The organism is Candidatus Methanogranum gryphiswaldense, assembly GCA_019262145.1.
GTDB classification, from domain to species: Archaea; Thermoplasmatota; Thermoplasmata; order Methanomassiliicoccales; family Methanomethylophilaceae; genus Methanogranum; species Methanogranum gryphiswaldense.
In genome coordinates, this window is sequence record CP076745.1 from 992,588 (window position 1) to 1,011,683 (window position 19,096).

21 protein-coding genes are annotated in these 19,096 nt (G+C 46.8%); 8 read left to right on the forward strand and 13 right to left on the reverse strand.

Annotated features, from left to right (window positions below):
* The first annotated feature begins 1 nt into the window (after nt 1).
* The 3 genes from thiH to thiM all read left to right on the forward strand — a co-directional run bounded on the left by thiH (nt 2) and on the right by thiM (nt 2,677).
* Nucleotides 2–1,153 (forward strand): 2-iminoacetate synthase ThiH, encoded by a 1,152-nt coding sequence (thiH, locus tag KRP56_05085; protein ID UAL07217.1) that lies wholly within the window; start codon nt 2–4, stop codon nt 1,151–1,153.
* Nucleotides 1,150–1,743 carry a thiamine phosphate synthase gene (locus KRP56_05090; GenBank protein UAL07218.1) on the forward strand — a complete coding sequence of 198 codons (594 nt, stop codon included), beginning with the start codon at nt 1,150–1,152 and terminating at the stop codon, nt 1,741–1,743. Before thiH ends, KRP56_05090 begins: the two co-directional genes overlap by 4 nt.
* A 160-nt stretch (nt 1,744–1,903) precedes the next feature.
* Nucleotides 1,904–2,677: a hydroxyethylthiazole kinase gene (thiM, locus tag KRP56_05095; GenBank protein UAL08468.1), complete on the forward strand. Its 774-nt coding sequence runs from the start codon at nt 1,904–1,906 to the stop codon at nt 2,675–2,677.
* Between the two features lie 27 nt (nt 2,678–2,704).
* Here the strand turns inward: thiM and KRP56_05100 are convergent, their stop codons facing one another.
* The 3 genes from KRP56_05100 to KRP56_05110 are packed head-to-tail and all read right to left on the reverse strand — an operon-like array spanning nt 2,705 to nt 4,372.
* Nucleotides 2,705–3,328, reverse strand: coding sequence for a GNAT family N-acetyltransferase (locus KRP56_05100; protein UAL07219.1), 624 nt, complete (start codon nt 3,326–3,328; stop codon nt 2,705–2,707).
* Between the two features lie 9 nt (nt 3,329–3,337).
* Nucleotides 3,338–3,718: a peptidyl-tRNA hydrolase Pth2 gene (gene pth2 / locus KRP56_05105; GenBank protein UAL07220.1), complete on the reverse strand. Its 381-nt coding sequence runs from the start codon at nt 3,716–3,718 to the stop codon at nt 3,338–3,340.
* Nucleotides 3,719–3,745: 27 nt separating this feature from the next.
* On the reverse strand, nt 3,746–4,372 hold the full coding sequence (locus KRP56_05110; protein ID UAL07221.1) for a GNAT family N-acetyltransferase: 627 nt from the start codon (nt 4,370–4,372) through the stop codon (nt 3,746–3,748).
* An 86-nt stretch (nt 4,373–4,458) separates the two neighbouring features.
* Between KRP56_05110 and KRP56_05115 the strand changes: the two genes are divergently transcribed.
* Nucleotides 4,459–4,857, forward strand: a complete 399-nt coding sequence (locus KRP56_05115; protein ID UAL07222.1) for a hypothetical protein — start codon at nt 4,459–4,461, stop codon at nt 4,855–4,857.
* 26 nt (nt 4,858–4,883) lie between these two features.
* On the forward strand, nt 4,884–6,815 hold the full coding sequence (gene tgtA / locus KRP56_05120) for a tRNA guanosine(15) transglycosylase TgtA (GenBank protein UAL07223.1): 1,932 nt from the start codon (nt 4,884–4,886) through the stop codon (nt 6,813–6,815).
* On the opposite strand, the gene KRP56_05125 is transcribed toward tgtA, so the two are convergent.
* From KRP56_05125 to KRP56_05160, 8 genes are all read right to left on the reverse strand, one after another.
* Nucleotides 6,756–7,022, reverse strand: a complete 267-nt coding sequence (locus KRP56_05125; protein ID UAL07224.1) for a hypothetical protein — start codon at nt 7,020–7,022, stop codon at nt 6,756–6,758. The genes tgtA and KRP56_05125 overlap by 60 nt on opposite strands.
* Before the next feature lie 4 nt (nt 7,023–7,026).
* Nucleotides 7,027–8,145, reverse strand: a complete 1,119-nt coding sequence (locus tag KRP56_05130) for a 3-isopropylmalate dehydrogenase (GenBank protein UAL07225.1) — start codon at nt 8,143–8,145, stop codon at nt 7,027–7,029.
* Complete coding sequence (locus KRP56_05135) at nt 8,142–8,633, reverse strand: 3-isopropylmalate dehydratase small subunit (GenBank protein ID UAL07226.1); 492 nt, start codon at nt 8,631–8,633, stop codon at nt 8,142–8,144. The genes KRP56_05130 and KRP56_05135 overlap by 4 nt, the downstream gene beginning before the upstream one ends.
* Nucleotides 8,627–9,886 carry a 3-isopropylmalate dehydratase large subunit gene (locus KRP56_05140; protein ID UAL07227.1) on the reverse strand — a complete coding sequence of 420 codons (1,260 nt, stop codon included), beginning with the start codon at nt 9,884–9,886 and terminating at the stop codon, nt 8,627–8,629. The genes KRP56_05135 and KRP56_05140 overlap by 7 nt, the downstream gene beginning before the upstream one ends.
* Entirely contained in the window at nt 9,886–11,478 is a 1,593-nt protein-coding gene (locus KRP56_05145) for a 2-isopropylmalate synthase (protein UAL07228.1), read from the reverse strand. Before KRP56_05145 ends, KRP56_05140 begins: the two co-directional genes overlap by 1 nt.
* 124 nt (nt 11,479–11,602) lie before the next feature.
* A complete protein-coding gene (locus KRP56_05150) occupies nt 11,603–14,164 on the reverse strand; it encodes a hypothetical protein (GenBank protein ID UAL07229.1) in 2,562 nt (853 codons plus the stop codon).
* 125 nt (nt 14,165–14,289) lie between these two features.
* Nucleotides 14,290–14,829: a hypothetical protein gene (locus KRP56_05155; GenBank protein ID UAL07230.1), complete on the reverse strand. Its 540-nt coding sequence runs from the start codon at nt 14,827–14,829 to the stop codon at nt 14,290–14,292.
* A 129-nt stretch (nt 14,830–14,958) separates the two neighbouring features.
* Nucleotides 14,959–15,339: a desulfoferrodoxin gene (locus KRP56_05160; GenBank protein ID UAL07231.1), complete on the reverse strand. Its 381-nt coding sequence runs from the start codon at nt 15,337–15,339 to the stop codon at nt 14,959–14,961.
* A gap of 102 nt (nt 15,340–15,441) precedes the next feature.
* Here KRP56_05160 and KRP56_05165 point away from each other — a divergent pair, with 102 nt between their 5' ends.
* Entirely contained in the window at nt 15,442–16,065 is a 624-nt protein-coding gene (locus KRP56_05165) for a hypothetical protein (GenBank protein ID UAL07232.1), read from the forward strand.
* On the opposite strand, the gene KRP56_05170 is transcribed toward KRP56_05165, so the two are convergent.
* Nucleotides 16,050–16,592, reverse strand: a complete 543-nt coding sequence (locus tag KRP56_05170) for a flavodoxin family protein (GenBank protein ID UAL07233.1) — start codon at nt 16,590–16,592, stop codon at nt 16,050–16,052. The genes KRP56_05165 and KRP56_05170 overlap by 16 nt on opposite strands.
* Nucleotides 16,593–16,653: 61 nt before the next feature.
* Between KRP56_05170 and KRP56_05175 the strand changes: the two genes are divergently transcribed.
* Both KRP56_05175 and KRP56_05180 read left to right on the forward strand, forming a co-directional pair.
* Nucleotides 16,654–17,718 carry an NAD(P)-dependent glycerol-1-phosphate dehydrogenase gene (locus tag KRP56_05175; protein ID UAL08469.1) on the forward strand — a complete coding sequence of 355 codons (1,065 nt, stop codon included), beginning with the start codon at nt 16,654–16,656 and terminating at the stop codon, nt 17,716–17,718.
* 9 nt (nt 17,719–17,727) lie between these two features.
* A complete protein-coding gene (locus tag KRP56_05180) occupies nt 17,728–18,153 on the forward strand; it encodes a UPF0179 family protein (protein UAL07234.1) in 426 nt (141 codons plus the stop codon).
* Nucleotides 18,154–18,156: 3 nt separating this feature from the next.
* Here the strand turns inward: KRP56_05180 and purC are convergent, their stop codons facing one another.
* On the reverse strand, nt 18,157–19,059 hold the full coding sequence (gene purC / locus KRP56_05185; protein ID UAL07235.1) for a phosphoribosylaminoimidazolesuccinocarboxamide synthase: 903 nt from the start codon (nt 19,057–19,059) through the stop codon (nt 18,157–18,159).
* Nucleotides 19,060–19,096: the final 37 nt, after the last annotated feature.

Consider the following 19,096-nt stretch of genomic DNA (forward strand, 5'->3'; position numbering starts at 1 on the left):
AATGTCAAAAGAACAGATCGATGTGGAAGAATATCACACCACCATGGAACACATAGAATCTGGAATAATGGATGAGGTACTTTCATCCGTTGAGAGATTCGATCCGTCATCATATGTTTCCGAGGACGTTATGAAAGCACTTTCCAAGGACCATATCGATATGAATGATTTTGCTGCACTGCTATCTCCTGCGGCCGACAATTTCCTTGAACCGATGGCCATCAGGGCCAGAGAGGATACTAGAAAACATTTCGGCAACTCCGTCTGCATGTTCACTCCGATATACACCTCGAATTACTGCACCAACCAATGCACATACTGCGGTTTCAACTGCAAGAATGATATCCATCGAGCCAAACTGTCCCTGGAAGAGGTGGACGGCGAGATGAAAACGATCGCATCCACCGGACTTACAGAGATCCTCATCCTTACCGGAGAATCCCGCACAATGTCCGATGTCGAGTACATCGGTGACTGCGTGAAGATCGCTACGAGGTACTTCTCAAGCATAGGTGTTGAAGTCTATCCTATGAACAGCGACGAGTACAGATATCTACATGATTGCGGAGTGGACTATGTCACCGTTTTCCAAGAAACATATGATCCGAAAAGATATGCTGATCTGCACCTTGGAGGCCCAAAAAGAGTGTTCTCTTACAGGTTCGATGCCCAGGAACGCGCCCTTATCGGTGGCATGAGAGGCGTCGCTTTCGGTGCGCTTCTGGGACTTGGTGACTTCAGAGCTGACGCATTTGCTTGCGGGATACATGCATACCTGATCCAAAGAAAATACCCACACGCGGAGATATCATTCTCACTCCCCAGACTCAGGCCATGTATCGGCAACGGTGATGACACCAACCCGGTACATGAGAGACAGCTTCTACAAGTGGCCCTTGCTTATAGGATATTCATGCCTTTCGCAGGTGAGACCATCTCTACAAGAGAGTGCAAGGAATTCCGTGACAACATTGTTGGACTGTGCGCTACCAAGATCTCTGCTGGCGTATGCGTCGGGATCGGCGGACACAGCGGAGAGGAGAAGGGAGATGAACAATTCACGATCTCCGACCCCAGAACCGTCGAGGAGGTCCGTAAGGCACTTAAGGAACGCGGTCTGCAACCGGTATTCAACGATTATGTGAGAGTATGATAATCGCGGTCACTGATAGAAATAAAAGCTTACGTCCGTTCATGGAACAGTTCGAACTCATAGCATCCGCAAGACCCGATATGATAATACTAAGGGAGAAGGACCTGACGGAGAATGAATATCTGGAACTTGCAAAGGAATGTCAGATAATCTGCTCTAAGAACGATGTTCGCATGTGCGTGAATACCTTCTTCAAAACCGCAAAGAAACTCGGTATCAAAGACATCCAATTGCAGATGGACACATTGAGAACTTATTCCGATTCTTTTAAAGAGTATTCAGTAGGTGCTTCTGTTCACAGTGCCAGCGAAGCATATGAAGCAGAGAGTTTAGGGGCAGAGCGTCTTATTTTCGGTAATGTGTTCGAGACCGCGTGCAAACCCGGTAGGTCTGCTGCAGGGTTAGATTTATTGCATGATGTGTGCGAATGTACAAAACTTCCTGTCTGGGCAATAGGCGGTATATCGACAGACAATATCGACAGTATTATGAAAACGGGAGCATCGGGCGTCTGTATCATGTCCTCCATCATGATGGCAAATGACCCTGCAGAGATCATATCCACACTTCGTTCCAGTATCTTCATTTAATATCTCTTCAAACAAAAAACGAAACATTGAGACCTAAAAAAACGATCTCAATGACACAAATTCATCACTTCACGTTATTTATCCGCCTGTAAAACCTTAATTCTGTATGAATAAAATAGTACCAATTGCATTCCACTGTATGCAGGTACAGATTGCCGAAATGATGGATTCAGTCAAGAAAAAAAGACCATTGGTTCACCATATAACCAACTATGTAACGGTGAACGATTGTGCCAACATATGTATCTGCTCCGGCGGAGCGCCTGTTATGACCGATGAGGCCAAAGACATACCTGAGATGGTAAGGATCTCGTCGGCTGTCGTCCTGAACATCGGAACACTAAATGAGAATACCGTTGATTCCATGTTCCTTGCAGGAAAGACCGCGAAAAGATTCGGCATACCAGTCATATTAGATCCTGTGGGCGTAGGCGCCACAGAATACAGGACGGATGTGGCTTGGAAATTGATCAAGAGGGGAGAGATCACCGTGATCAAAGGAAACGGAGGAGAGATCTCCGTACTTGCCGGGATGGGGGGTATTGTCAAAGGGGTCGACTCGATATCCGGCCCCAGGGATGAGAATGCGGCCATCTCCCTTGCCAGCATGACGGGGGCGATAGTTGCCGCCACCGGAAAGACCGATTATGTATCGGACGGAAAGACGACATATATCCTGAACAATGGTTGCGACATGATGGAAAACGTATCAGGCACGGGATGCATGGCGTGTTCGGTCGTTGGTGCATATGTCGGTGCATGCGGTGCGTCCGCAGAATCGGTAGCTGCCGCAATATCCGCATTTTCCATTGCCGGAGAGATCTCAGGTGAAAAGGCATTCGGGCCTGGTTCTTTCAAAACGAAACTATTCGATTCGTTGTATAATCTGACACCTGAAGAAGCGAAAAAGAGGGCCAAGATCTCTGAAGCTTGATATCTACATCGTTCAGGGATGGCGGGATCACAATTCCCTGGAGTAGATATATACTCCAACCTCACCGAAATGCCCTGTATCGATGGATGTTTTGAAGACCAGATCGAACCCTACGTGCAGATAGAAATCGTGGTCGCTGAAACCACTCGTGAAGAGGAACGTGTTGTTTGCGCCTTTATCCTTCAAAACATATCCGATCTCTTCGAGAAGTGAACGACCGATCCCTCTGCCGTGAAATTCCGGGTCAACGGTCAAAAGGACTATTTCTGAATCATATTCCATTCCCGAATCCATAACTGCCTTTCTGTACAGATCGAACACCATACTATAGTAATCCAAATAATCCCTGCAACGGCAATCTTCATTCAATCTGTCTGCAGAAGATGCCCTGTCTCTATGCGCATCTGCTGAACCTGACCAAAGTTGTTCGGAGAAAATATGTCCGAAGATGAAACCGACAGGTATGCTATCGATCACGGCGACCCTTGAACAATTTGATTCTTCAAGGAACATCGAAAGAAAATTGAGAACCACATCATCATCTACGATCGGGTCCCCTACAAAAAACGAATGTCCCCAACAACCTGCGACAGCCTTTTTCAAGAATCTGATATCCGAAGAACGATAATCCCTGAATCTCAGCTCATTCATATGTGTGCCTCAAAGCATCTTCAGGTCGCCAGTTATCTTGTCTATCTGCGAGACTGCCGCAGGACCTATCCCCAGGCATGTATATGTGCCAGGAGCTATCTCCGTTCTTCCGGCATCGCATATTATGGATGTTGTGAATCCCTGGGCCTCTGCCATGACCTTGAACTCGAAAAGCTCCTTTTCGGAATCCACTTTAAGGACAACCTTGGCCTGCCCTGCAGCAATCCAAGCATCGAAATTCTTCTTATCATGTTTCTGTGCAGCGAGAGCACAGTTTACCGCGGCATGTCCGGCCTGAGCAGCGGCCTTGCCTTTGCTCATCTTGAGATCGTTCCTCATGAGGATGACAACCTTGCGCTCCTCGTTCTCACCGACTGCACGGCATATCATGATATTCTCAATTGTAGGTCTAATATTTCAATTCGACGAAGGATCATTACTGAACAGATACCATTCCAGGATATCCATGCCCTGGTACCTGAAGGTCTCCTCGCATACGAGCCTATACCCAGAATGTGTATAGAATCCGACGTTACAGTTACCTGTCGTGTAGAAGTAGTACCTTCCGGCCATGCCGCCTTTGAACCCCAGTTCCTTCAATAATTTCTTACCCACACCATTTCCCTGCATCGACGGAGAGACGGCAAATAACACCAATTCGGAATCAAAAGAACCACCGGCCATATTCTTGGCCTTGTCGCACATGACATCCACCCAATCATAGAAGTAGAATGCAGGTTCACACGACCCTTCCTCCTCCAAACGAGAACGTATGTTGTTCTGTTCAACGATCGCGTCCTTTGCCATCTGACCCATTGGTTCTGCAAAGATGTGCCCTCCGACAAATCCTACGATCTTTCCATCCATCAGAGCTACCTTGGCGGCGTTGGTCTGACCCAAGTAATGGTATACGAAATGCCAAACGAGGTCCTCCTCATGCTCAGGTCCGAATCCAGCTAGAACACTTGACCATATCTCCGAAACAAGGTCCTTCAGACCATTGAGGTCAGATGGCCTATATTCCCTGTATTCCAAATCACTCATGGGACGAAATAACAATGTCAGATACATATATTATCTCAGCAGACAAAACCGACCTTTTTTTCTATGTGTAACAACATTCGGTAAGCATGGCGATGATCGACATAGAGTACAGGCATTCGGCACAACCTCCCCACAGGGCGGGAGAGCTGAGAAGGACCTCCATAGGCCAGATGCACGATTACCTCAACGAGATTGTCTGCGAGATGCAGATGGCCGATATATCCTCAAAACTCATCGATACCGAAGATACTGGACCGAATATGGTCTACATTAACGGAAAGACGGTCTTCCAGATCCTTGAAGGATTGGATATAAAAATGCCGGATGCCGAAGAGTCATGCGACCACGGCAATGTCACCATAATAAAATTCGACCGCCCAACATTGGATTGGAAGAAGGACATCATAGAGGACATCCCCGACATCTTGATGAAGAACGCCATCGCAAAGGTGTTCGCAGACATTAACAAGAACAGAATCCTTTAAATCAGGATTGTCCTTGTTCTCAATTGATGTTCGAGATAGTGAAAAGGGACGGATTGGCAAGGATCGGTAAATTCGAGACAAAACATGGGATATTGGAAACACCGGCATTGTTGCCTGTAGTGAATCCAAAGATCTATACCGTCACTCCCAGAGAACTCTACGATGAGTTCGGTTTTAAGGCACTGATTACAAACTCTTACATCATAAAGAACTCACCTGAACTAAAAGCCAAGGCGCAGGAGATGGGACTTCACCAGATGTTAGATTTCCCCGGGATCATAATGACAGACTCCGGTACATTCCAGAGCCATATGTACGGGGAAGTGGAGGTCACCAACGAGGAAATGGTGGAATTCCAAAAAAGCATAGGCACCGACATAGGTACTGTATTGGACATCTTCACAGAACCATATTGGAGCAAAGAAAAGACCGCCGAATCCATTGAAGTGACCCTCGAAAGAACACAGAAAGCCTGTGAGATGAAAGGTGACATGCTGCTCAACGGTGTCGGACAAGGTTCCATCTTCACAGATCTGAGAGAAGATTGCGCCAGGAAGATGTCCACAATGGATATCGACGTTCATCCTATTGGTGGGATCGTACCGTTGATGGAACAATACCGCTATACAGATCTGGTCAATGTTGTACTTTCCTCGAAGAAAGGACTGAACCCTAACCGTCCCGTGCATCTTTTCGGCGCCGGACACCCAATGTTACTTGCACTGGCCACATTGATGGGATGCGATCTTTTCGATTCTGCTTCCTATGCCAAATTCGCAAGGGACGACAGAATGATGTTCATTGACGGAACATTCCGTCTGCAGGACATGCAATCTTTGGACTGCAACTGCCCCGCGTGCCGTGGCCACACACTCCAAACACTTAGAAAGCTTCCAGACAAAGAAAGGACCAAGGTCATCGCAAAACACAACCTTTACCAAATAACAGGAGAACTCGCACTTGTAAAGAGATACCTTTCAGAAGGCCGTCTCTGGGAACTTGCAGAAATGAGATGCAGAGCGCATCCCGCACTTTTGGATGCTTTAAGAAAACTGGAAGAATACCAAGACTTCTTGGAAAAGACAGAACCGATAAGCAGAACTGGTGCGATGTTCTACACCGGTTCCGAGACCAGAGGACGCCCGGTATTCAAGAGATATATCGAAAGGGTTAACGAAAGATATATCCCGCCGACCGACAAAGCGGTATTGTTCATCGACGAGGGTTCCAAACCATACAGCAGAGCATACGCAGAAGATTTCGATAAGGCTAGAAAGGCAGGATATACCCCGGTCGTACTGTCGCCATTCGGACCTGTACCTGCAGACCTGGATGAAATGTACCCTCTGGCACAATCGGTGTTCCCTTACAACATGGACATAGACACCGAGATCGAATCCGGAGCGACGACGAGAGAATTCCTGAAATCCAAATTCAAGAGCTTCATCAAATGCACCGAGATCCCTGAAGATGGAGAATTGGAATACGACGCAGACCTCTTGAGGGCCAAAGCGGTTTCAAGATATCAGTTCGGGATCGAAGCCACTGAGGCATTGTTCCGTGGAAAGATCGAACTTGTCGTGAGTAGGAAGACAGGAAAGATCAGAAACGTCATATCCGACGGCGAACATGTTCTTTCGATGAGGGCTCCCGACGGAATGTATTCACTGAAAGTGGAAGGTGCGAATCGTATCGTCAAGGCCGTTCCAGCACCTCACATGAGAGTGGTTCTCATGGATGACGCCGTACCTTTCGTATCGCAGGGAAGGAATGCTTTCTGTCAATTCATATTATCATGCGACGAAGCACTCGTACCGATGGACGAGGCGATACTCGTTGACGGGAAGGATAACGTGGTCGCCACAGGACGCCTCCAAGCCATCGCAGGAGAGATAGCCTCATTCAAAAAGGGTGTCGCTGTCAAGGTCCGCAGCGGATCTGGGGACGACGAGTCCTGAGGATTCCTCTGCTGTTTTTATACATGCTAGAAGGTCGTCGGCGGTGTTCTTCATCGTACCCGCCGACTCGGCCTTCATGAAAAGGATAAGGGTGTTTTCACGGAGTTCCACCTGAACATAGTCCCCATTATCGGGGACTATCGCCTTGCAGACCGCTTCCGCGATCTTCTTATCGGGATAGTTCAGGCGGAGCTCCAGTGTGATCATACTTTCACTTCTTTTGGTTGAGAACGTACTCAACGATGGCCTTTCCGACCTGTTGGGTGTTCATCTTTCCGCCGAGGTCTGGTGTTGTCTTCCCATTGTCCAGACAGTGCCTGACAGCATCATGCAGCATCTTTCCTTCTTTGGGATAGCCCTGATTCTCGAGAAGCATCTGAGCTGCGAGAACGGCCGCTATTGGATTGGCCTTGCCCTGCCCGGCGATGTCCGGTGCAGATCCGTGTATTGGCTCGAACATGCTGACACCGTTAGGGTTGATGTTACCGCTTCCGCCCATTCCGAGTCCGCCCTGGAGCTGTGCTCCCAGATCCGTCAGGATATCACCGAACAGATTGGGTACGGCTACGGTCCCGAATGTCTCCGGACGTACGATCATGGCCATTGCCATGGCATCGACGAACATGAAATCCAATTTCATGCCGTACTCGTCGGCCTTCTGCTGGAAGATCTCCCTCTGCATCCCATAGATATGGGTGCAAACATTCGCCTTATCGACGAGCGTGACCTTCTTCTCTCCCCTTGCCTCGGCATACCTGAAGGAATACTCTGCGAATCTGGTGATACCCTTCTTGGAAAGGAATCCGATCTCGAATGCGAAATCATCCGCAGGCTCGGCCTTCACATCGAGTGTGATGTCGAGATTGTACATCTCCCTCTTGACGTTGAGCTTGGACACTGTCTTTGAGTGGCCGAACTCTCCGCCCGCGCCCATGTAGAAATCCTCGGTGTTCTCTCTGAGGAAGTGTATGTCGAAGGGGACCTCCCTCTTCAGAGGCACCAATGGAAACCATGATATGACCGGCCTGAGATTGATGTACTGGTCGAAGACCGCCCTCATCTTGAGAAGGATGCCCTGTTCAAGTATCCCCGGTTTGACCTTGGGGTCTCCAATCGCTCCGAAATAGATCGCATCTTTCTTCTTAAGATCATGGATGTCCTCATCTGTCAGAAGCTCGCCGGTCTTCAGATATCTGTCTGAACCGATGTCGAAGAGCTCTCCGTCGTAATTGAACGAGGATATCTCCGATACTGCATCCAGAACATCCAATCCTACGGCTATGACCTCTTTCCCGATACCGTCACCGGGGATTATCGCCAAGTGCTTCACAGTTTACCCTCCTTTACCATATTGATGAGTCCGCCGCATTTGACCAGCTCATTGATGAACGGAGGATACTTCTGGAATGTGTATTCTTTCTTGGTGGTGATGTTCTTCACGACACCTTTTTCGATATCCACTGATATCTTGTCGCCTTCGGAGGCCTCGACCTTGCACTCTATCAGCAGGAGACCTATGTTCATGGAGTTCCTGTAGAATATACGTGCGAACGACTCTGCGATTATGCATGAGAATCCCGCCTGCATCAATGAAAGAGGGGCGTGCTCTCTGGATGACCCACATCCAAAGTTCTTTCCGGCAACGAGAATGTCACCTTTCTTGACCTGCTGTCCGAATCCTGGTCTGACCTTCTCGAATATGAAATCGTTCAGGTGGGTCAGATTCATTGACAGCAGACGCTCAGCTGGGATTATCTGATCGGTATCTACGTTGTCGCCAAACTTCCATGCCTTTGCTTCGATCTTGGACATCAGCATCCCCCCTTGTGATCTGGAGTGACTATCTTGCCTGCGATGGCGGATGCCGCTACGACCTGGGGGCCTGCGAGATAGACCTCAGAGTCCTTGTCTCCCATCCTTCCGATGAAGTTCCTGTTGGTGGAGGACACTGCCCTCTCCCCTGATGCCAGGATACCCATGTATCCGCCGAGGCATGCTCCGCAGGTAGGTCCTGATATGAACGCCCCTGCGTCCAGGAATATCTGCATGAGCCCTTCGTCCAACATCTGACGGTACACCCTCTGGGATGCGGGAACCACGAGGAACCTGACATCTGGATGGACCTTTTTGCCTTTGACTATCTTGGCTGCGATACGCATGTCCTCGATACGTCCGTTAGTACAGGACCCGAGGTATGCCTGGTCGATCTTCACATCTGTGTCCTTCACTGCATGTCCATTGCTGGGCAGGTGGGGGAAGGCCACCATGGATTCGATCTTGGAGAGGTCATATTTCAGGACGCAACAGTATTTTGCATCTGGATCGGCCTCTACGGACTTGTATTTGCCTTTCACGGTGTCCTTTATGTATTCCTTTGTGAGGTCGTCACACGGGAATATGCCTGCCTTACCTCCGGCCTCGATGGCCATGTTGGAAACTGCGAGCCTGTCGGAGACCGTTATGTTGGCTATTCCCGGCCCGTGGAACTCGAATACCTTGTAATTGGCTCCATCCACACCGATATCAGTTATAATCTTGATGATCAGGTCCTTTCCACCAACGTTCTCCTTGAACTTGCCGGTGAGTTCGACCTTTATGGTCTCAGGCACTTTGAACCAGAGGTGCCCGGTCGCAAAGGCCGCTGCGGCCTCTGTTGAACCGATACCCGTGGAGAATGCGTTGATGCCTCCATAGGTGCATGTGTGCGAATCCGCTCCAACGATGAGTCTTCCTGGTGCCGCGAATCCTTCTTCGATCATCAACTGGTGGCATACTCCGCCCCTTCCTACTTCGTAGTAGTTCTTGATGTCGTGCTTCTTCGCGAAATCCCTCATCTCCTTGGCCTGCTCGGCCGAGGCCACATCCTTGTTGGGGACGTAGTGATCAGGAATCAGAACCATGCGGTCCTTCTGAATGTTGTTCGTACCAATCTTGTCGTACTCTCTGAACGCTATAGGTCCGGTGACATCGTTCACCATGACGTAATCAACGTTAGCGACAACGATCTGTCCAGCTACCGCATCGGTCCCGGATTTCTCCGAGAGAATCTTCTCTGCAATTGTCTTTCCCATTACGCATTCCTCTGTCTAGCGAAATCCCTATTGATAGCGGCCATTGTCGCATCAACTGAAGTCTCCACGATATCCAATCCGACTGCCTTTCCGACAGACAGACCGCCATCGTTCTGAACGTTCTTCACCATTACCGTCACTTCACAGATCGAGTCGCTCTTGCCGGTTATAGCGCTGAGCTTGTACTCCTCCATCGTGATGTTCTCGTTGACCGCCTTTCTTATTGCATTTATGGCGGCATCGACGGGACCGACCCCTATGCTTGCAACGGTCCTCTTTTCCGTTCCACCTATTGTCACCGTGACGGTCGCAGTGGATGTGGTGTTCTTTCCGGTCAACACTGTCAGCTGATCCAAGGACACCTTCTTATCTGCCATTCCCTTCTTATACATCAGGTTATCGACTATTGCCATCAGTTCGGCATCGTCGATCTCTTTGCCTCCGATGGCGATATTCTTTATCATCTCCATCAGTTCAGACATGTGGTCCTCCGGGAACTTTATCCCCAGCACGTCCAGCCTTCCCTGCACGGAATGTGCGCCGGAATGCTTTCCGATCACTATGTGCCTGTCCACACCGACCAATTCCGGCAGGAACGGCTCATAGGTAGCAGTATTGTTCATGATCCCATGAACATGTATACCGGACTCATGAGCGAACGCGTTCCTTCCAACGATCGGCTTATTGTATGCCATGTTGAATCCAGTGACCCTTTCGACCACTCTGGAGGTGTTCCCTATCTTGCTGAGGTCCACTGTTTTGACGCCATAGTTGGCGAACAGGTTCAATGCGACCTCTTCCAACGCGGCGTTACCGGTCCTCTCACCTATGCCGTTCATGCACACATGACATATCGTCGCACCTGATTCTACGGCGGCGATCGTGTTGGCCACTGCCAGACCCATATCGTTGTGGCAATGGACGGCGATCGGGACCTTGATCGATTTCTTCAATTCGCCAATGAGGTATCTCATCGCTGTAGGTATGATCACACCCACGGTATCCGGGACATTGATAGCATACGCTCCTGCCTCCTCGACACCTTTGTAAACGGAGGTCATGAAGGTCAGATCGGATCTTGTGGCGTCCTCACAGGAGAACTGGACCTTCAATCCATGTGCCCTTGCATATTCCACTGAATCTATCGCTCTTGCTCTGACATCCTCAGGCTTCATCTTCAGCTTGTACTTCATATGCAATTCTGAAGTTGCGAGGAATATGTGCACATAATCCACGCCCGTGTCGACTACCGCATCTATATCTGAATGAACAGAACGGGCCAGGCTGCAAATGGTTGCATCCATGTTCGAGTCCTTGATCTTCCTTATCGTTTCCTTCTCGGTCTCTCCTGAAGCTGCAAATCCGACCTCCATTATGTCGACTCCGAGATCATCGAGGGCGATCGCTATACGAACCTTGTCATCCTGGCTCAACGCGATGCCAGGTGCTTGCTCACCGTCCCTCAGTGTAGTATCGAAGATCTTTACATCTTTAATGGGGCCCACACCGGAGAGCGCAAGCTGGTTGTATGGACTTATTGCGAGCATATCTTCCAAATTCTTAGCGCTTTCACTGGTTTGTTGCTTTTTCATAAAAACCACCAAACCGTCATAGCTACCACTGCTTACTTAAGAAGTAAAAGTCCGGTGGTTGTGCTGAAGATCATTTTAATCCTCTTTGACGGTGCTTCTCAATTAATTATGAATTATATAAAGATTAGGGACTCCAACGAGCGTACAGCACATTATCACCATTTACTAAATAACTCTGAGTATATCTTTCATTATCGATTGTATACCATCCAAGAAAACTAGTTGCTGGCATCTCTTCAAATAAACCTACTAGTTCGTTTGAGCCCGGCTGGTATAATAAAATACTTGTTCCCTCTGAATAGTAAAAAGAGATTTCATCTTCATTATCAGAATAAATTAGTCTAAATACCGTTTTAAACTCATAATCTGAAGTAACATGATACACTGTGCCCATTCCTCTATTCTCAGAAACTAAAAAACTACTTTGCAAATAATTTACAGGTAATTCATAACCAAAATTAGGAACTATCGCAATAGAATCTTCTATTGTGAGTTGTTTATTTGCTATTCCATTAAATGTTGAACCATTTATTGTATACGTGATATGTTCACCAAATTCAACATTATATTGTGTTGGAACCCAAATCGAATTGATACCCATATCATCCATAACTGTAGATGAATGACTTTCCCATCCATCAAATTCATAATAATTTCTAGAGGGAACTGATGTAGCAGATGGAACATTTTCGCCAACTATTACACAAAAAGTTTGAACAAACGAAGAATACCCCAAATACGTCACCTTATACACTGATGGTAATGAAATGTCCTCACTGAAGGTATATCTATCATTGAAGACAGATACTCCGTTCATGGAAGAGACCACAGATGAGTAATTTGAAGGCATAGAATAACCGCTGACCGCACTTATCGTCACCTTCTCACTCGAACAAACAAAGAATGATGCTCTACTGCCTCCAGAACCTACAATGATGTTCTCTCCCACTGTTATCTTGGATACCCCTGGAAATACCGAATCGTCCGATACTTTATATCCAGAACCAGAGACATGAACGGTCACGGGAAGATATGCGCCATAGTTCGAAGGTAGGACATATCCATCATACGTAAGGATACTGATCACGTCCTTGCATGTAGCGGTAGAGGCCTCGTATCCATTGACGATCAGCCTGACGTGCCCACCGGCCGTTATGTCATATGTCTTAAGTTGGACTCCGGTCACTGTGATGTTCTGTGTTGCCGTCACACCATAGACCTTGACAGTTCCGGACGAAATGTCTAGAAGATCATCGCCATTGACACGGATCTTGAAATTAGAACCCTTCTCATAATCTGTAAGTAGTGCAAATCTGAGTTCGTATGACATTCCGTAACTGACCTTTTCACTTGAAGCTGTTATGGTATACCCGACCGTGTCGTTTGGAAGTACGATATCAAAGGACCTGATATCATATACGCCGGATAAAGTTACGATCTGATCTGAACTGATATCTTCGATGCATATGCGAGACATTCCATCCAATTCCACTGCATCTCCGTTCACTTTTATGATCAATTCGTCATCCACGTATCCTGTCTTGATAGTGTAACTCAGTATGCACCTTTCTCCGTCAGATACCTCTGAAGGATCGGCGGTTAACGTGTATCCTATCTGTTCGTCGGGCAATATTATCCTATGTTTCTGAACGCCAGCCAATATATCTACAAATATCTTTGAATTCCCAGAGACGGTATATGTTGAATCACTACCCAGAACTGCTCCTTTTACATCGTAATAGAATCCGGCCTTTGCATCAGAGATGGAAAAAACATCTTCCTTGGCGAACATACCCCATGTCTTGAAACTCATGGAATATGTGGTTATGTCTGGATAATCAGAATGACCCTCACTGAGTACCAGACCTTTTCCATCACGCACCTCAAGACCGAACAAATAGATCATTCTGTATCCGAGTTCATTCGAATGGAATGTTATCTTTCCTTCAGAAATGATAAAATCAAATGTATTGCCCTCACCGACCGAGGGTCCGAACACCCTCATGTCATGATTTGACGATACTCTCACAGGTATCGTCATCCTTATCTTCCCAGAGATATCTGATAATTCTTCATCGGAGGAGTATATCTGGAAGTCCATGCCGTTATAGAATTCCTCGAACATTATATTCAAAGGTTCATCGGAAACGATATCGGTAATATCTGACACTGTACTCGCATCGAATTCTATCTCTTTCCCATCATGCAGCAATATACGAACGGTCTTTCCAGACTCTTCCATTGCATCCACGGTATCGACCGAGACCACTATTTGTTTAACATAAGAAAACGACCTGAGATCTATTACCATGCCTTCACTGATGTCGGCATTGCCGATATCAAAACTAACTATCCCATCATCAGATGTTGATATCTTGCCATCCACCATGACGGCGTACAATCTCATTTCCCCGGATACATCCACTGTATCTCCTGGAAGCATCAACTCTCCTGCGTAGGTTGACGAAAAGGACCAACCTATGAACGTCCTATCAGTACACAAGGATGAATCTATGTCCTCCAAAACTGCAACGTTACTGCAGTTCTGTTCTTGGATCAGAATATCTCCATCGTAATACAGCACCTTTGTGCCAGATGAACTTTCTTCGTCCATCATTAGGTATATCCCGCCTGCCGATGCGGCAATAAGGATGACTGCGAGTATCGCAATTACATTGGTCGACATGGTAATCTCTCAGGTTGCCACGCAGACTGTTCGCAGACCGCGGACGAAAGGAATATGAATCACACTATTTATCGCTTTGTAACAAATAACAAAAGGAAATTTTAAGAGGTTTGATGAATGGCATCTCAGTTCTTTTTATTTTTAGGTACTGAAGATTTCTTTGGCTCCTCGGAAGGAACTGCATCTGCGTCCTTCGGGACTGCCTCAACCGTGGATTCCTCTGCTGGAACCTCTTTGGAATTTTTAGAGGTCTTGTTCTTTGTGTCCGTGTCCTTCTCGGCCAGATCCTTCTTGGTCTTGGCTCTGGAAGCTTTCTTATCCTCTTTTTCGGACTCCTCTTCCTCCTCAGCCTCTATCCTTACCCTCTCAGCTGCCACATCTGCCTTGTATTTCTCTTTGGCCTCTTTGTGTGCGGCCTTTCTCCTTACAATATCCTCTTTCAGCTGAGTCTTAGCGGGACCCCTCTCTTCCTTAGGCATATCCTTGATGGCTTTTCTGCGACGCGCCTCAGCCTTCTTGGCCATGTATCTGTCGTTCGCGATCTTCTCTTTGGCAGATAATAGCTCATCCTTTCTGGACTTGGCGATCTTATCGTGCCTGACCGTCGCTTTCGGCTGATACTTATCACTCTTGATTTCTTTTGAATTTGCCTTCTGTTTTGACATTACGTTCACCTATTCGACACAGACACGTCCGTTCAATGCAAAGGTCATTATCATTATCCGATTTAAATATAGCTTGAAAAAGAAAAATTTTGATCTTAAAAGGTTTGAATTGGACGACCCGATGTTTCGTCAGCTGGATTTCCACAAATTGTGGATATTGCATAATTCCCAGGCGACTATTTTCTTCGCATCTGTCTTGAAGAACGCCTCGGGAGCATCCCCTGGTTTGAGATATTTCCTCATCAGGATGCCGTCCGCACAGATCTCAATATATACGATATAGTGCTCAGGCGTCATGGGATGCGCTGCATCCCTTCCAACCTTTACAAGTACTCCGCCGGCCTTCTTCTCGATGAATGGGACGTGTTTCTCTGTAGGTTCTCCTGTCTTGGGAACAAGTTCTTCCATTTCCTCTCCGCAACATATGGTGACGGGTGCACCTGCATAAACGATCTCGATGACCTTCTTGCACTCGTTGCATTTGAATACTGCTCTAGCTTTTGCTGCCATAACGATCACCCGGTAGTTATCGATGTCACGACTATTAATAATGTCTGCACCAAGATATTTGCTGGAATAATAATAAATGTGGGAACATAGTACCCGCTTTCAATGATAAGGACATTTTACGTCCAATCCAACAACGATGTGATATTCACTGGCCCCGTTACCATAAATAACGGAATACCTTACTTTTCAGGCGATATGGTGCCCTTAAAAGAGGCATACAACAGAGACTCTGAAAGAGGGATCACGTTGGTGGTAGACGTCATCGGCATGCAACAGAGAAATATGAACGATGAAGCGATCAAGACAAAGGTTCCTGGTTCGGATATCTGGTACATGACCTGTATAGAATCTGAGGATGATGTTTTTGACGGTTTCCTTTCCAACGGAGAGGCCTTGCTCATGCCCTATCATTTCATTATATCTGACGCTGTGCTAAGTCAAGCCTATGATCTCTCAGACAATTGCATACCTGTGCTGTTCATATCAAAAGGAAAAGTACTTGCTAAGAATGGGACTAAGGATCTTGAAGAACTTCTGAATAAGATAGAAAATCTTGGATTTGTGAACATCATCGTCTTCGATACTGATGATTCGTTATCAAAAGAAGATTGGACGACCATCCATTCGAAACACACAAATGCGATCCCTTACGTCAGAATGGATGTTATCGGGTTGGAAGATGTGGGCTTCAAGGACCTGATAATCGATGATCAATTCTTTGAATGATCTGCTATCATCTTTCCCCATTCCACACATTTACCTCTGTAGGACTCCTTGTCTGCCGTATCCGTCGAAGCTATTCTCAATTCCCCTGACCATTTACGACCCATCGTTATACTCAAGGATTTGAACTCGTGTATAACGTTATCGAAATTAGGATTATGCGAGCCCCCGCATATTATACCGGCCATGCGTCCAAATGGTTTGACATTGCTCATGTGCCAGTATGGTTGAAAACGCTCCATGAACTTCTTCGTCATAGAAGATGTTCCACTGAACCTTATCGGTGTTGCCAAAATGAAAAGGTCCGAAGTGGACATCTTTTCCATCAGACGATCCATATCGTCCTTGATGTAGCATTTGCCTGTCTCTCTGCATCTGTTGCATCCTGTACAAAATCCTATGTTGCACTGGGTCAGGTCTACGAATGTGACCGTGGCCCCCGAAGATTTCAATCCTTCGATGACCATTTCGCAGATTTGAGCCGTTATACCCTTGCTGTTACCGCCGCCACTGACGATCAGAACCTTCATATTCACTTATCGTTGAAAGCATCTTTATATCTTTTTAGAAGAATATACTCAAAGGTCGAGAATTATGAATTCGTTCAATAAAGCTAAAAATATGGAGTTTCCAAGAAGCGTAAGAATCGGCCACGACAAGATCCTTGAGTCAGGGGACATCTGCAAGGACCTTCAATTCGGCAAGAACGGAACCATAATCACCGGTGACATAACGTACAAAGCTGCTGGAAAGACGGTGGAAGACCTTATTACCGAGAAGAAATTCAATGTACAGGTAATCATAACAGATAACGCGACGCCTGAGAATGTAGAAACGGCCGTAGCCATCTGTAAAGAGAACAAATCCAAGTTCATAGTCGCCGTTGGCGGAGGAAGCAAAATTGACATTTCCAAAATAGTGGCCAGCAGACTCAACATACCTTTTGTAAGCATACCCACATCCGTCGCACATGACGGCATTGCTTCCGACAGGGCATCACTCAAGATGGATAAAGGTGCCAAATCTATTGCTGCCGTCTCGCCGATGGGCATAATAGCAGATTCGTCCATAATCAATCAGGCACCATATCGCTATCTGGCAGCGGGGTGCGCAGACGTGATATCGAATCTCACTGCGTTGAAGGACTGGGACTTTGCCGTAAAGATGAGAAATGTCGAATTCAGCAGTTCAGGTTATTATATTTCAAAATTTGCGGCTGAGAATCTGATTGATAATGCTCAGCTTATCAAACCCCACTTTGAAGAAAGTGTTTGGATGGTGATGAGGCCCATCATCGCATCTGGTGTATCCATGTGCATAGCAGGAAGTTCGAGACCCACCAGCGGTTCTGAACACATGTTCTCACATGCATTGGACCTCCTTCACCCAAGCAGTGCCCTGCATGGAGAACAATGCGGAATAGGTACAATAATGATGATGAAACTTCATGGAGACAACTGGCATAGGATAAGGGATGCTTTAGCGACCATCGGTGCACCTACGACCGCCAAACAGCTCGGCATTCCTGAACAGCACATCATCGATGCTCTTGTTGCCGCCAAAGATATCAGGAAGGACAGGTTCACCATACTCGGAGACTGGGGACTCACAGAGGAAGCTGCGGAAAATCTGGCACGTTCCACAGGCGTGATCTGAGGTATATATATGGTATTAATCACATTGATTGGAGAACCGACAGCAAAAACAGGCAACAGGTTCGTCTACCTTGGCCCACTGACCGATTGTAAAGAATGCAAATTGAGAAATGTGTGTTTTAATCTTGAACAAGGGGCCATGTATGAGGTTACCCGCATAAGGAACCAGACGCATCAGTGCATGGAAAGAGATGATCTGGTACATGTCGTTGAAGTGGAAAGGGTTCCTATATTAGCTTCGATACCCAAAAAACAGGCCATAGATGGGAGCATGATAACGTACCAGTATCCAAAATGCGGAAACATCGGATGCAAAAATCATGGAAAATGTTATCCCATAGGGGCACAGGACGGAAGGAAATATTCCATCACCGAGGTCCAGAAGGACGCAGATTGTCCCATTGGGGAGAAAATGGTTTTCGTTAAGATGCTCTGAATCTCAGAACTTCTCCCCGGTTATCCTCTCATACATATCCACGTATAGTTTGCTGACGCGGTCTATTACGTCCTGTGGCAACGGAGGTATATCGGGTTCTGGCTTTCCAGCCTCACGGGCCGCCATGAGTTTTGCGTGATATCCGGTCTCACGGTAATACTGACGAACGAATTCCTTGGAAAGTTCCACGATATTTCCCTTTGCATACTCATCCGCATCCCACCAACGATCCTCATCCAAAGTGCCGAATGTATCGAGTACCATCAATTTACGGTTCTCGTCGTATCCAAATTCCTTCTTTCCGTCACAGTGTATGAGTTTGCGCTTTGCAGCCTCTTTCTCAATGATCTTATCGACCTTCAGGACCGTGTCCATAATCTCCTTATATTCTGCATCGGTGAGTCCAGCCATCTTCTTGGCTTCCTCTTCAGTAAGGTCCATATCATGTTCCTCTAGTTTTGTGGTACATTCCATGAATGGCCTTGGAAGTTTATCTCCGCGCTTTACAATATGTCCTTTTGGAAAACCAAGCTGTTCAGCCGTTACTTTTCCTGCTTTCACACGATCAAGAAGCGACCCTGCAACGTAATATCTGCATATGACCTCAAGAGGAATCAGGTAACTGACGGTCTTATTGTTTATCTTACTATAATCTCTGATTATATTGACCCTCTTTACCCTCATCCTGTCGGAAGCTGGCTCTTCGATATAGTGGTTCCTGATACCATTGTCGCTGAGGAGTTTGAACCAATACTTTGCGGTTCTGCAAAGTGTCTCTCCCTTGTGCGGGATCTTCGATGGGATTATCTTATCGAATACCGAGATGTTGTTCGTATATGCGAATTCCAGCGTCTTATCATCAACGAGGTAGACCTCTTTGACCTTTCCGGTCATCACGTGTTGCATAGAAATGCGATTGAATGAGTGATATTAATAATAATTG

What these genes read in the sequence shown, in the direction of transcription:
- thiH (UAL07217.1), top strand. Translation starts at nt 2, where the DNA reads ATGTCAAAAGAACAGATCGATGTGGAAGAATATCACACCACCATGGAA.
- KRP56_05090 (UAL07218.1), top strand. Translation starts at nt 1,150, where the DNA reads ATGATAATCGCGGTCACTGATAGAAATAAAAGCTTACGTCCGTTCATG.
- thiM (UAL08468.1), top strand. Translation starts at nt 1,904, where the DNA reads ATGATGGATTCAGTCAAGAAAAAAAGACCATTGGTTCACCATATAACC.
- KRP56_05100 (UAL07219.1), bottom strand. Translation starts at nt 3,328, where the DNA reads ATGAATGAGCTGAGATTCAGGGATTATCGTTCTTCGGATATCAGATTC.
- pth2 (UAL07220.1), bottom strand. Translation starts at nt 3,718, where the DNA reads ATGATATGCCGTGCAGTCGGTGAGAACGAGGAGCGCAAGGTTGTCATC.
- KRP56_05110 (UAL07221.1), bottom strand. Translation starts at nt 4,372, where the DNA reads ATGAGTGATTTGGAATACAGGGAATATAGGCCATCTGACCTCAATGGT.
- KRP56_05115 (UAL07222.1), top strand. Translation starts at nt 4,459, where the DNA reads ATGGCGATGATCGACATAGAGTACAGGCATTCGGCACAACCTCCCCAC.
- tgtA (UAL07223.1), top strand. Translation starts at nt 4,884, where the DNA reads ATGTTCGAGATAGTGAAAAGGGACGGATTGGCAAGGATCGGTAAATTC.
- KRP56_05125 (UAL07224.1), bottom strand. Translation starts at nt 7,022, where the DNA reads ATGATCACACTGGAGCTCCGCCTGAACTATCCCGATAAGAAGATCGCG.
- KRP56_05135 (UAL07226.1), bottom strand. Translation starts at nt 8,633, where the DNA reads ATGCTGATGTCCAAGATCGAAGCAAAGGCATGGAAGTTTGGCGACAAC.
- KRP56_05140 (UAL07227.1), bottom strand. Translation starts at nt 9,886, where the DNA reads ATGGGAAAGACAATTGCAGAGAAGATTCTCTCGGAGAAATCCGGGACC.
- KRP56_05145 (UAL07228.1), bottom strand. Translation starts at nt 11,478, where the DNA reads ATGAAAAAGCAACAAACCAGTGAAAGCGCTAAGAATTTGGAAGATATG.
- KRP56_05150 (UAL07229.1), bottom strand. Translation starts at nt 14,164, where the DNA reads ATGTCGACCAATGTAATTGCGATACTCGCAGTCATCCTTATTGCCGCA.
- KRP56_05155 (UAL07230.1), bottom strand. Translation starts at nt 14,829, where the DNA reads ATGTCAAAACAGAAGGCAAATTCAAAAGAAATCAAGAGTGATAAGTAT.
- KRP56_05160 (UAL07231.1), bottom strand. Translation starts at nt 15,339, where the DNA reads ATGGCAGCAAAAGCTAGAGCAGTATTCAAATGCAACGAGTGCAAGAAG.
- KRP56_05165 (UAL07232.1), top strand. Translation starts at nt 15,442, where the DNA reads ATGATAAGGACATTTTACGTCCAATCCAACAACGATGTGATATTCACT.
- KRP56_05170 (UAL07233.1), bottom strand. Translation starts at nt 16,592, where the DNA reads ATGAAGGTTCTGATCGTCAGTGGCGGCGGTAACAGCAAGGGTATAACG.
- KRP56_05180 (UAL07234.1), top strand. Translation starts at nt 17,728, where the DNA reads ATGGTATTAATCACATTGATTGGAGAACCGACAGCAAAAACAGGCAAC.
- purC (UAL07235.1), bottom strand. Translation starts at nt 19,059, where the DNA reads ATGCAACACGTGATGACCGGAAAGGTCAAAGAGGTCTACCTCGTTGAT.